This window comes from Caballeronia sp. INML3B (assembly GCF_023631305.1).
GTDB classification, from domain to species: Bacteria; Pseudomonadota; Gammaproteobacteria; order Burkholderiales; family Burkholderiaceae; genus Caballeronia; species Caballeronia turbans.
Genome location: NZ_JALQDI010000081.1, coordinates 83,752 through 95,883 on the forward strand (window position 1 = coordinate 83,752; position 12,132 = coordinate 95,883).

At 62.0% G+C, this 12,132-nt stretch carries 12 protein-coding genes; 3 read left to right on the forward strand and 9 right to left on the reverse strand.

What is annotated here, in order from left to right; all coding sequences use genetic code 11:
* Window positions 1-4: 4 nt before the first annotated feature.
* On the reverse strand, window positions 5-1,240 hold the full coding sequence (locus NCS58_RS32670; RefSeq protein ID WP_250477936.1) for a CaiB/BaiF CoA-transferase family protein: 1,236 nt from the start codon (window positions 1,238-1,240) through the stop codon (window positions 5-7).
* A gap of 215 nt (window positions 1,241-1,455) precedes the next feature.
* Between NCS58_RS32670 and NCS58_RS32675 the strand changes: the two genes are divergently transcribed.
* Window positions 1,456-2,190, forward strand: coding sequence for an IclR family transcriptional regulator (locus tag NCS58_RS32675; RefSeq protein ID WP_061118636.1), 735 nt, complete (start codon window positions 1,456-1,458; stop codon window positions 2,188-2,190).
* Between the two features lie 21 nt (window positions 2,191-2,211).
* Here NCS58_RS32675 and NCS58_RS32680 read toward each other — a convergent pair whose 3' ends face one another.
* Window positions 2,212-3,447, reverse strand: a complete 1,236-nt coding sequence (locus tag NCS58_RS32680; protein WP_061118637.1) for an MFS transporter — start codon at window positions 3,445-3,447, stop codon at window positions 2,212-2,214.
* A gap of 385 nt (window positions 3,448-3,832) precedes the next feature.
* Between NCS58_RS32680 and NCS58_RS32685 the strand changes: the two genes are divergently transcribed.
* A complete protein-coding gene (locus NCS58_RS32685; RefSeq protein WP_409219321.1) occupies window positions 3,833-4,594 on the forward strand; it encodes an SDR family oxidoreductase in 762 nt (253 codons plus the stop codon).
* Between the two features lie 196 nt (window positions 4,595-4,790).
* Window positions 4,791-5,702, forward strand: coding sequence for a LysR substrate-binding domain-containing protein (locus tag NCS58_RS32690; protein ID WP_250477937.1), 912 nt, complete (start codon window positions 4,791-4,793; stop codon window positions 5,700-5,702).
* Here NCS58_RS32690 and NCS58_RS32695 read toward each other — a convergent pair.
* The 7 genes from NCS58_RS32695 to NCS58_RS32725 are packed head-to-tail and all read right to left on the reverse strand — an operon-like array spanning window position 5,693 to window position 12,031.
* Window positions 5,693-6,616, reverse strand: coding sequence for an SMP-30/gluconolactonase/LRE family protein (locus NCS58_RS32695; protein ID WP_061118740.1), 924 nt, complete (start codon window positions 6,614-6,616; stop codon window positions 5,693-5,695). The two genes, NCS58_RS32690 and NCS58_RS32695, sit on opposite strands and share 10 nt — an antisense overlap.
* Window positions 6,617-6,632: 16 nt before the next feature.
* A complete protein-coding gene (locus tag NCS58_RS32700) occupies window positions 6,633-7,658 on the reverse strand; it encodes an ABC transporter substrate-binding protein (RefSeq protein WP_250477938.1) in 1,026 nt (341 codons plus the stop codon).
* A gap of 52 nt (window positions 7,659-7,710) precedes the next feature.
* Window positions 7,711-8,553, reverse strand: a complete 843-nt coding sequence (locus NCS58_RS32705; RefSeq protein WP_061118640.1) for a fumarylacetoacetate hydrolase family protein — start codon at window positions 8,551-8,553, stop codon at window positions 7,711-7,713.
* 15 nt (window positions 8,554-8,568) lie between these two features.
* Window positions 8,569-9,324 carry an SDR family NAD(P)-dependent oxidoreductase gene (locus NCS58_RS32710; RefSeq protein WP_061118641.1) on the reverse strand — a complete coding sequence of 252 codons (756 nt, stop codon included), beginning with the start codon at window positions 9,322-9,324 and terminating at the stop codon, window positions 8,569-8,571.
* A 43-nt stretch (window positions 9,325-9,367) separates the two neighbouring features.
* Complete coding sequence (locus NCS58_RS32715; protein ID WP_061118642.1) at window positions 9,368-10,174, reverse strand: ABC transporter permease; 807 nt, start codon at window positions 10,172-10,174, stop codon at window positions 9,368-9,370.
* A complete protein-coding gene (locus NCS58_RS32720; RefSeq protein WP_250477939.1) occupies window positions 10,155-11,009 on the reverse strand; it encodes an ABC transporter ATP-binding protein in 855 nt (284 codons plus the stop codon). The genes NCS58_RS32715 and NCS58_RS32720 overlap by 20 nt, the downstream gene beginning before the upstream one ends.
* Complete coding sequence (locus tag NCS58_RS32725) at window positions 11,006-12,031, reverse strand: ABC transporter substrate-binding protein (protein ID WP_061118644.1); 1,026 nt, start codon at window positions 12,029-12,031, stop codon at window positions 11,006-11,008. The genes NCS58_RS32720 and NCS58_RS32725 overlap by 4 nt, the downstream gene beginning before the upstream one ends.
* Window positions 12,032-12,132 lie beyond the last annotated feature (101 nt).

Below are 12,132 nucleotides of genomic sequence, written 5' to 3' on the forward strand. Positions count from 1 at the left end.
TGGTTCAGGCGCGCACGGCGTCGTGACATGCGTCGATTACGGCGCCGCATCCGATGAGTTCGTCGAACGCGCACTCGCCGATAAGCGGCGCGAGAATCTCGCGCGAATGCTCGCCCTTTTTCGGCGCGGGACGCGTGAAGCCGCCCGGCGTCGCCGAAAGACGCGCGACCACGTTATGCACGGCGACGTGACCGAGCTCGTCGTCTTCGATCTCGACCAGCGCTTCGCGTCCGGTGACATAGGCATCGGATGCAAGATCGCTCGCGTCGAGCACGGGACCGGCCGTGACTTCCGCGCGCGCGAAGAACGCGAGGTTGTCCGCGAGCGTGCGCGCCCGGATGAAGGAACCGACCACCTGGTCGACTTCATCCACATGCTGGAGGCGCGCGCTGTTGGTCGCGTAGCGCGAATCGGTGTTCATGTCCTCACGGCCGATCGCGGCGAACAGGCGCTGCGCCATGCTCTGCGTCGACGTCGAAATGCAGAGCCACTTGTGGTCCGCGGTTGCGTAGGTATTGCGCGGACAGGTGGTGCTCGAGCGGCTGCCGGTACGCGCCTTCACCTCTCCGGTGAGCCGATAGTTCGCGACCTGCGGACCGAGAATCGAAAGCATCGGATCGAACAGCGACAGGTCGATCACCTGCCCGTTGCCGCCGTTCACGCGCGCTTCCCACAGCGCGACCATCGCGGCGTGCGCGCCGTAGAGGCCCGCGGTCATGTCGCCGAGAAACATCGGCGGCAGGACGGGCTCGCGATCGCCGAAGCCGTTCATCGCGGCGAAGCCCGAATAGCCCTCGACCAGCGTGCCGAAGCCCGGGCGCTCGCGGTACGGTCCCGTCTGCCCCCAGCCCGACACTCGCACGATGACGAGCTTCGGATTGGCCGCGTGCAGCGACTGCGGCGAAAGATCCATCTTTTCCAGCGTGCCGGGCCTGAAACTTTCGACCAGCACATCGGCATCCCGCGCGAGGCTAGCGATCAGCTTCGCCCCGGCCTCGTGATGGAAGTCGATGCACACGCTGCGCTTGTTGCGCGCATACGCCTTCCAGAACACCTCCGCGCCCTGAGTGCGGAAGGCGCGCAGCGTGTCGCCCTTCAAGGGCTCGACCTTGATGACATCCGCGCCGAAATCCGCGAGCTGCAATGTCAGCATGTTGCCCGCGACGAGACGCGACAGGTCCACCACCTTGACACCGCGTAGCGGCCCGATGTGCGATGCGTCGAAGGCTTTGCGCTGCATGGTTCGGATCTCCGGATTACGCTCGTGGCGCGCCGAAAATCCCGGCGCGATGTCATTATCTTCGAAAACAGACATCATGTCTATTTTCGCTTTCCGACTTGCGGCGATGAGTTTCGCCGCGAAGCCGGCATCCATCGCCCTTGCGGGCCACATGCCTTACACGGCAAGATACGCGGCAACACACAGACAACGGCGCAACCGACCGGAACACAGCAATGGCAACCGAAGAACCCGGCGTCGCGGCGGTCAACCGCGCGCTCTCGATCCTCAAGGCCTTCGAAGACAGCATCGACGGCATGACGCTCACCGATCTCACCAACGCGACAGGCCTCTACCACAGCACCATCTTGCGTCTGTGCGAATCGCTCGAGCACTTCGGCTATCTGAAGCGTCTGGAAGACGGCCGCTACATGCTCGGGCCAATGCTGTTCCATCTCGGCATGATTTATCAGAGCTCGTTCCGTCTGCGCGATTACGCGTTACCGGTGCTGCGCACGCTCGTCAAGGAAACCGGTGAAACCGCCGCGGTCTACGTACGAGAGGGCGACGAGCGTCTGTGTCTCTATCGCGTGGAATGGCAGCGCTCGGTGCGCATGCATGTGCGCGAAGGCGAACGTCTCACGCTCGAGGCCGGCGCGGCGGGTCACGTTCTGCGCGCGTTTTCCGAGGGCACGGTGAAGGGCAATCTGAAGAAGGTGCGCGACCACGGCTATTGCGTGTCCCTCGGCGAGCGCGAGCCGGAAAGCGCCGCGATCGCCGTGCCGGTGTTCCGCACGGGGCAGGAGCTCGTCTGCGCGATTTCTCTCGGCGTGCCGCGCTACCGCTTCGATCGCAAATCCTTCGACGCTTACCTGCCGAAGGTGATGGAAGCGGGCGCGGCGCTCACGAAGGCGCTGGGCGGCGATGTGTCGATGTTCCAGCCGCCCTACGCGCATTTCAGCGGGGTATGAGCGCGTGTTTCTGAGCGCGCGTCAGATGTTCTGCTGAATCGCGGGGCTCGTGCCGTCGGCTTCCGGCTCGCGGCCGTTTATGCGCGATTGCAGCGCCGCGAAGCAGCCCGCGCCGATGACGAGCGCCGAGATCATGAACAGGAAGCCATTGTTGTACGAGCCGCTCGCCTTGACGAGATAACCCACGCCGAGCGGCGCGAGCAGCCCGCCTATCTGCCCGCCCGTATTGATGACGCCTGCGAACACGCCGCGCGCGCCTTGCGGCGCCAGTTGCGCGACCAGGCCCGCATACGGCGAGAGGCAGCCGTACAGCAGAAACGCCGCTGCCGAAAGGCCGATCACGCATGCGACGATATCATCCGCGCTGTACGCGAGATACAGTGCGAGCCCCGTGCAGACATAGCCTACGGCCACGAGCGTCGGCCGCCTGCGATGCAGCAGTCCGCTGCCGAGCCAGCCGAATACCACGATGCCGAGGAAGCCGAAAAGATAAGGCACCGACGCCGCGACGCCCAGCGATTTCAAATCGATATGCCGCTGGTTGGCGAGATACGAAGGGATCCAGCCGAGAAAGCCCCAGTAGCCGACGCTGAAGGTCATATAGCCGAAGAACAGCAGCCAGGTGCTCTTGCGCCCGGCGAACAGACGCCATTGCTCGGCGCGGTTCGCCTTGTCGTGCGTCGTGCGTTCCTTCGCTTCGATTGCCTTACCCGGAATGATGAAGAGGATCAGCAGCGCGACGATCACGCCCGGAACCGCGAACACGTAGAACACGTTGCGCCAGTCGCCGTTCATCAGCAGGCTTGTGACGACGGGCGCGACGACCGCCGGTCCGATCGCGAGCGCCGAGAGCCAGACGGCGTGCGCCTTGGCCGCGTCCTTGTGACTGAAGTTGTCCGCGACGGCCTTATAGACGGCCGCGTTGCACGATCCTTCGGCCAGGCCGAAACAGAAGCGCGCCGCGATCAGCACGGCCATCGACGTCGCGAGTCCCGTCATGCCGGTGAAAATCGAGAACAGGACCGGCGCCACGACCAAGAGCGCCTTGGTGCCGAACCGGTCCGCGAGGAAGCCGCCGGGCAACTGCATCAGCGCGTAGCCGAGCGCGAAAGCGGCGAGCAGGACGCCGAACTGCGCGGCATCGAGACGCAACGCTTTCATCATCGTCGGGCCGGCGACGGAAATGCTCACCCGATCCAGATAGTTCACGAACTGCAGCAGCCAGGTCAGCGCCAGCAACCGGTATCTCAGACTCATCCTTGTCTCCTCGCTTCGTGCGAATGTCCCTGCAGCCGAAAAATAGAAATCATGTCTATTTTCGCAACGGTAACGGACCGGCAGGGACTACACAAGAAAAGGAAGGTCGGGGATTTCCCCTAGCGCGCCAAAACGCGGCGCGAAAATCGGCGTACGCCGATCCCACGCCGTCACCGCAGCGGAAGGTTTTGAAGGCACAGCGGCCGGAGTTCCGTTAGACGGCACCGGTGCAAAGCTAGACCGCGTCGAGCAATGCGCGCTTGAATCGTGATAAGAACGTCATGCAGGACTATTGGCGCTACGACCACACTTCGGGTGAACCAGGCGCAATCGGAGACATCACGCATCTACCACGCAATGCGCAACCAGAAAAATGAACGAGACAATGAAACTATTCAGCCTGCATGGCAGGCGGGCCCTGATCACCGGCTCCGGGCGCGGCATTGGCCTGGCGCTCGCACGGGGACTCGCGGGCGCCGGTGCTTCGATCGTGATAAACGATCGCAATGAGCAAAAAGCCGCCGATCTCGCCGCAGACCTGCGAGGCGAAGGCTTCGACGCCGGTTTCGCCGTGTTCGATGTGACCGACCGCGAGCAGGTCGTCGCGGCGATCGAACGTGTCGAGAAGACCATCGGCGCGATCGACATTCTGATCAACAATGCGGGCATCCAGCGCCGCGCGCCGCTCGAAAACTTCGACGAAGGCGACTGGAACGACCTGCTGCGCGTGAATCTCGACGGCGTATTCCAGGTCTCGCAGGCCGTCGCGCGGCACATGCTGGCGCGCGGGCGCGGCAAGATCATCAACATCGGGTCGGTGCAAAGCGAGCTGGCGCGACCGGGCATCGCGCCCTATGCAGCCACCAAAGGCGCCATTCGCATGCTGACCAAAGGCATGTGCGCGGAATGGGCGCGGCACGGCATTCAGGCCAATGCGATCGCGCCCGGCTATTTCGAGACCGATCTCAACCGCGCGCTCGTCGACGATCCGGCTTTCTCGGAGTGGCTCTGCAAGCGCACGCCCGCGGGCCGCTGGGGCCGCGTCGAGGAACTGTGCGGTGCGGCGGTGTTCCTCGCGTCGGCGGCGTCGGACTTCGTGAATGGGCAGACGCTTTTCGTCGATGGCGGATTGACCAGCGTGGTCTGAGCCCGGTCGAGCCATGACCGTGTCCGACGACGTAGGAAATCGCGATGCTCTCGATAGTCCCGAAGATATCGGCGATGTGTTCCAAGCTTGCGTTGATGCCGCTCGATCGGCCCCGGTTGACTTGCCACGGACTCCGTGACTATTCTCGTTTCACATGAAAGCGTCGCGGCAAGAAGACCGCGCTCAGGAGACTCAGTTGCGTTTCGACCTACAATCGCTGAAGCTGTTCATCGCCGTCTGTGAGCACGGCAGCATCGCGCGGGCAGCAGAATTCGAGAATATCGCCCCTTCGGCGCTCAGCAAGCGCATGTCCCAGCTTGAGGACATACTCAAGACCGCTCTGTTCGTGCGCAGCAACAAGGGCCTGGAACTGACAGTCGCGGCGGCAGCACTGCTGCAACACGCCCGGACGCTTCTGCGCGACATTCAACAGATGGAAAGCGAGCTGCTTGACCACGCCGAAGGCGTGCGTGGTCAGATCCGGCTGCACGCGAGCCTCTCGACCATCGTGCAGTACATTGCCAAAGATATCCGCGTTTTTCTGGACCTGCATCCAGGTCTGCGGATCGACCTACAGGAAAGCCTGAGCCCTGCAGTGGTGCGCGCCGTGGCCGAAAACACTGCCGATATCGGCGTGTTCGGCGGCACCACCGTGACCGCTGGACTGCAGGTCTTTCCCTACCGCAGCGACCGGCTGGTCGTCATCATGCCGCCCGATCATCCACTCAGCCGTGCGGGCCGAGTGAGCTTCCGCGAGGTGGCCGAATACCCGCTCGTAGGACCTCAGGAAGGAAGCTATCTTAATTCGCTGGTGTTGCGCGCAGCGGCAGACCTTGACCACCCGCTTAAGCTCTCTATCCGGGTGAATGGCTTCGAGCCGGTGCGCAGCATGGTCGAGGCGCGGCTTGGCGTCGGGCTTGTACCCGAGCATCATGCTGAACGCTACGTCAGCTCGGCGCCCTTGGTCGCCGTGCTGTTGGACGAACCTTGGGCTGAGCGGCATTGGAAAATCTGTGTGCGCGAGGCAGAGTCGCTCCCCGCGCCCGTCCAGCTCTTTCTCAAGCATCTGCTAGCAAGTGCGCAGCAGCAAGCCGGAAATCACGAATAGGCGAGCTTCAACCCCGCTTGCGGCCACGACAACGCACCCAGACGTCCGGTGCCGGACATCGTGACATATGCTGTCTTCATGTCGGCGCCACCGAAGCATATGTTCGTCACCATGCCGTCCGGCACCGTGACTTGCCGCATCACCTCGCCAGACGGCGCGACCACGGTGATACAGCCGGTGACCAACGTGGCCACGCAGATATTCCCTTCCACATCCACTGCCAAACTATCGAATCGCTGGTAGCCGGCAAGCCCGCACACGAGACGCCCGCCGTGCGGGGATGGATACGGATGCTTGCGTGCCCTGCCCGGTGCCTCCAGGTCAAAAGCCCATAAGCGCGCCGTCTCGGTTTCCGCCACATAGACGGTACGGTCGTCCGGCGACAAGCCGACGCCGTTCGCCGTGGTAAGCGGATAAGCGACTTCGACAATCATCGACCCATCGGCTCGCCCGTAATACAGGCCGGCGTGATCGCGATCACGCAGCCGGTTCTTGCCAAAATCGGTGAAATAAAAACCGCCTTCGTGGTCGAACACGATGTCGTTGGGGCCGCACAGCGGATGATCGCCGCAGCGGTCGTAGAGCGTCGTGAGCGCACCCGTACGCGGGTCGAACCGTTCGATTCGACCGCTCGTATAGCCTGGATGGATACCCGGCCGAGTGCGATTGAGCCCGGCAACGGTACGGAAAAGGAACCCCCCGTTATTGCAGATGTAGAAAGCACCATCCGGACCCAAGGCCAAACCGTTCGGCCCTCCGCCGATTTTCGCAAGGACGCTCACCGTACCGTCAACAGCTACGCGACTGATGGTCTCACGCTCGATTTCGACCAGCACGACCGAGCCATCAGACATCGCCACGGGTCCCTCGGGAAACATCAAGCCTTCCGCGAGGATGCGGACGTCGCTCTCCATGTTCATTCTCCTCAGTTCAGCGCTTGCCCGCATTCTCGACGAAATGGTTGTCGTACGTAGCCTTCAGGTCGATCGAGGCTTTGCCGATGTCGGGATCGAATGCAGTCAACACATCATGTACGGTATGCGCGGCAGCGTCGGTCATCAGGCCGTCGCGCGAAATGCAGCTTTGCATGTTGGCGTAGGCACGAGCGAAGACATCCTTCTCGGCGAGAGCATATTGTGGCGGTACGGCGGCGGCGACCTGCTCAGGCGTTGCATGCACCATCCAGCGCTCAGCCTCGAGGATGGCATTCGTTACCGCTTGCACGGTGTTCGGATATTTGACGAGGAAGTCTTTGGTCGTGTAGATGGCAGCTTCCGGATAGTCGCCGCCCAGTGTCGCGCGCGTTCCGGCCGGGTCTCGCATCACAGCCAACGGAAACAGATCGCCGCTGCCCTGCAGAACGGTAGCGACCGGGTCGTTGCTCATCAGTGCGTCGATCTGACCACTGCGCGCTGCAGCGATCGCCCCGGCAGAGGAGCCGACGCCAATGATCGATACGTCGCCGGGCTTTACGCCGGACTTGCTCAGCAGATAGTTCACGCCCATGTGAAAGCTCGATCCGGGCGAGCTCACGCCAATGCGCATGCCCTTCAGATCCGCATAAGTCTTGATCCTGGCGTGGCTTGCGCGAGTCGCACCGAATACCCATCCGGGGCACGAGGCCAAGGTCACGAACGAGACCAGCTTCTGCCCTTTGGCGGCCATCGTTATCGTATTGGAGTAGGCCCCAGCCACTATGTCGGCACTACCGCCCATCATTGCCTGCAGCGCCTTGGCGCCTCCACTGAACACGCCGATTTCAACGTCTAACCCGGCCTGTTTGAAGTATCCCCGACTGTCCGCGATGACGAACGGCAGGTAAGGAAAACCGACACCCGCCGCCGCCAGGTGGAGCTTGGGCTTTTCCGGCACAGGCGCGCCGCTGGCGGCCGACGCATTCGAGACGGCGGCGAAGGTTGCCAATGCGATAGAAACTCGACGCCAAAGCGCTGTCACGATGATATGTCTCCGTTGGAAATGTGTCTTGCGCGGCCGTGTCGTGAAGCGTTCAGCCTTGCACGACGTTCTGGCGCTGCTGCCCGAGGCCCTCGATGCCCAGCGTCACAACATCGCCCGGTTTCAGATAGACCGGAGGTTTTTGCCCCAGGCCGACTCCGGGAGGTGTGCCCGTGGAGATAATGTCGCCCGGCTGCAATGACATGAACTGCGACAGGTACGACACCAGGTAGCGCACGCCATACACCATGGTGACCGTACTGCCGTTCTGATAGCGATGTCCGTTGACTTCCAGCCACATCGGCAGCGTCTGCGGGTCGCGCACCTCGTCCGCGGTTACGAGCCAGGGCCCGGTCGGACCGAACGTATCGGCCGACTTGCCCTTGGTCCATTGGCCCTGACGCTCCGCCTGAAACGCGCGCTCGGACACATCGTTGATGACGCAATAGCCCGCGACATGGTTCATGGCATCGGCTTCGCTGACGTACTTGGCTGTCTTCCCGATGACCACGCCCAATTCCACTTCCCAGTCGGTCTTGATCGAGTCGCGCGGAATCTCGATCGTGTCGTTCGGACCAACGATCGCGCTCGTAGCCTTCATGAAAATGATAGGCTCCGGCGGGACCGTGGCACCGGTTTCTGCCGCGTGGTCAGAGTAGTTCAAGCCGATGCAGATAAACTTGCCCGTGCCACCCACGCAGGGCCCGAGGCGCGGACTGCCTTCTACGCGCGGTAACGACGCGGCATCGAGCGCCTTCAGGCGTGCAAGGCTATCGGGTAGCAGAGCTTCGCCGGCAATATCGGCAACATGGTTCGACAAGTCCCGAATATTTCCCTCGGCATCGAGAAGACCCGGCTTCTCCTGGCCCGGTGAACCGTAGCGCAACAGCTTCATATGTGTATGCTCGCTTCAATAGGTGGCGCGTCCGCCAGACAGATCAAAAACCGCGCCAGTGGTAAAGGAGTTCTCTTCGCTCGCGAGCCAGGCGATCATGGCGGCGGCCTCATTGAGTTCGAGGAAACGGCCGCGCGGGATCTTGCCCAACATGTACTCGATATGCTCGGGCGCCTGCTCCATCGCGCCAGGTGTGCGCGCAACGGCAGGAGTGACGCAATTGACTGCTATGTCGTGACGCGCCAGCTCCTTTCCCAGCGACTTGGTCATTGCGATGACCGCGGCCTTGGCCGAGCTGTAGGCCGACGCATTCGGGTTACCTTCCTTGCCGGCGACCGAGGCGAGATTGACGATGCGGCCATAGTTCTGGCGGACCATCTCCGGGACCACCGCACGGCAGCAGTGAAAGGTACCGTTGACGTCGATCTCCATCACCTGCTTCCAGATATCGATCGGATACTCGATCAGAGGCGCATTCGGGCCAACAATCGCCGCGTTGTTGATCAGGATATCGATACGTCCCGCGGATTTCATCGTTCCCGCGACAGCCGCTTGCACGCTCGCGAAGTCGGCAATGTCGACGCACTCAAAGTGAACGTCGTGCTGGCTCAGCTGGGTACGGGCCTGCTCGATGCCGGCAGGATTGACGTCCCAGATCACGAGCCGGGCACCCGATTCGAGCAGCCGGCGGCCGACTTCCAGACCGATGCCTTGCGCGCCGCCGGTCACGACGGCGACGCGGCCCGTCAGATTGATTTTGTTGGTCTGCAATTTAGTTCCTCAAGGTTGAATCACGCATCCCATGCACTCGCGCTCAGGCGCTAGCGGCCACCGTCTGCCCGGCCACGGGGCGCCAGCGCAGCAGATAGTCTTCGATCATCGATACCGCTGTATCGAGCACGAGAGCGAACACGGTGAGCACGAGGATCCCCGCGATGACCGAGTTGATATCGAACACGCCTTCGGCCAGCAGAATCAGGTAGCCAACGCCTTTCTCCGAGCCCAGATACTCGCCCACCACGCTGCCGACGAAGGCGATGCCGATCGCGTTATGCAGGCTCGAAAACACCCAGCTCGTCGCCGATGGCAAATACACGTGCCTCATCAGTTGACGCGAGTTGGCGCCTAGCATCCGGGTGTTCGACAACACTGTCGGGCTCACCTCGCGGACACCCTGAAACACGTTGAAGAAGACCACGAAGAAGACAAGCGTTACGCCCAACGCTACTTTCGACCAGATGCCCAGTCCGAACCAAAGCGCGAAAATGGGCGCAAAGATCAATCGCGGCATCGAGTTCATTGCTTTGATGAACGGATCGAACACGACGGCCAGAAACGGGCTAAGGGCAAGCCAAAGGCCGCATCCCAATCCCAGGACCGTGCCGATTGCAAACGCAAGCATGGTCTCGAGCAGGGTCGTGTACAAATGGCGGAAGACCGAGCCCGTCACGAACCACTCGACGATGCGACGAGCCACACCTACAGGGTCTCCGAAGAAGAACGGGGACAGCCACTTCTGATAGGTGCCAAGCCACCAGAGGAACAGGACACCGATCAAAATTGCCAGCCGCGTCACCAGAACGGTGAAACGATTGTTTGGACTAAACTCGATTGCGCGCATAGCTTTTCAGAACCTCGCCTCGAAGCACGTCCCAGATCTGGGTATGCAGTTGAAGGAAACGCTGCGTCATCCGGATCTCCGACATTTCGCGCGGCCGCTCCAGATCGATCTCGAACTCGGCGATGGGTCGTGTACCGGGTCCCGCCGACAGCACGATGACCCGGTCGGAAAGCGAGATAGCCTCTTCCAAATCGTGAGTCACGAACATCACGGACTTGCGATCGCGTGACCACAGTTGCAACAGCTCGTTTTCCATCAGGTGGCGGGTCTGGATATCGAGCGCGCTGAATGGTTCGTCCATCAGAATGATGCGCGGATTGAGCGCCAGGGCTTGCGCCAAACCGGCCCGCTTGCGCATGCCGCCGGACAGCTGATGGGGGTATTTCTTCCCATGACCTTGCAGCCCCACTCGCTCGAGCCAGCCACGGGCGACACCCAGGGCTTCTTCGCGCGGCATTCCGCGAAAGACCAAGCCGATCGCAATGTTCTCTTCGGCCGTCTTCCACGGCATGAGCGCATCCACCTGAAACAGGTAGGCCGCCTGTGTATTGAGACCCTGGGTCAGCTTCTTGCCGAACACGCTCAGACTGCCGGACGAAGGCCGGGTGAGCCCGGCCGCCACGTTCAGCAGTGTCGACTTGCCGCAACCCGTGGGGCCGACAATCGAGACGAACTCTCCGTCCCTTATCGTCAAACTGCCGCCAGAAACTGCGGTGTAGGTCTGGGCATGCTTGCCATTGCCGGCAAAGGTGCAGGTCACGTTGTCGAAGCGTAACGCTTCACGCACTTCTGCCTGTCCGCTGTCGAGCGGGATGCTACATGCTGCGGTGCTCATGGCTGGACCTCCGCCGCCTTTCTGACGAACCGATTGTCATAGGTCGTGGCGAGGTCGATTTTGGCCGACGCTACCGCAGGGTCGAAGGCTGCAAGCACCTCATGCACCGTCTGCGCGCCTTTGGGGGTGATCTCCCCGTTCTGCGCGATGCAGCGGCGGCTATTCGTGAAGGCCTCGGCATAGAGCGCCTTGTTCTCGCCCAAAAACTGCGGCGGCACGTTGTCTGCGACTTGTTGCGGCGTGGCCTTGGCTATCCACTTTTCCGCGCGCACGATTGCATTGGCGACTGCCTGGACCGTCTTGGGATTCTTGTCGATGAAGTCCTGCGTCGCGAATACGCTCGACTCGGGATAGTCGGAGCCGAACACCTTCACGTTGCCGTCCGCCGTGCGCATGTTCTCGAGCGGTCTCAGGCTGCCATCCTTCGTCAGAATCGTGGCACTCGGATCATTGACGATGAGCGCATCGATCTGACCCGCACGCACCGCTGCAACGGCACCGGCCGCCTGCCCCACGCCGATGATCGACACGTCCGAAGGCTGCAGCCCCGCCTTGTGCAAGATGTAGTTGACCGCCATGTGCGTGCTGGAGCCTGGCGCGCTCACGCCGATTCGCATGCCCTTCAAATCCTTGGGCGACTTGACGTCTGTCTCGTGTTTCTGAGACACGCCAAAGATCCAGCCCGGGCAAATCACTTGTGCGGCCACCACGACGAGGTGCTGACCCTTCGTCGCCATGGTGATCGTGTTCGAATAGGCGCCCGCCACCATATCGGAGCTGCCGCCCAACAAGGCCTCCAGCGTCTTTGAACCTCCGGAAAATGCCGCGATGGTTACGTCGAGCCCTTCGTCCTTGAAGTAGCCGCGCTGCTTGGCAACGAGCATGGGCAGGTATGTGATGCCAGTCGACGCCGCTGCAATGTGCAACTCGGGCTTCTCCGGCGTGTCCTTCGCCACTGCCGTGGCTGATGCGCAAGCGAGTTCCACGGCTGCGCACAATGCAACAGCGAATTTCAGCTTCATGGTTGTCTCCTCCCTTTCTAGGGATGTTGGTGCGAACAACTGCCCTGGACGGACTGGCACTTCGTGACCGTGACGCCGAGATGGCAGCCAGCCCAAGGCGC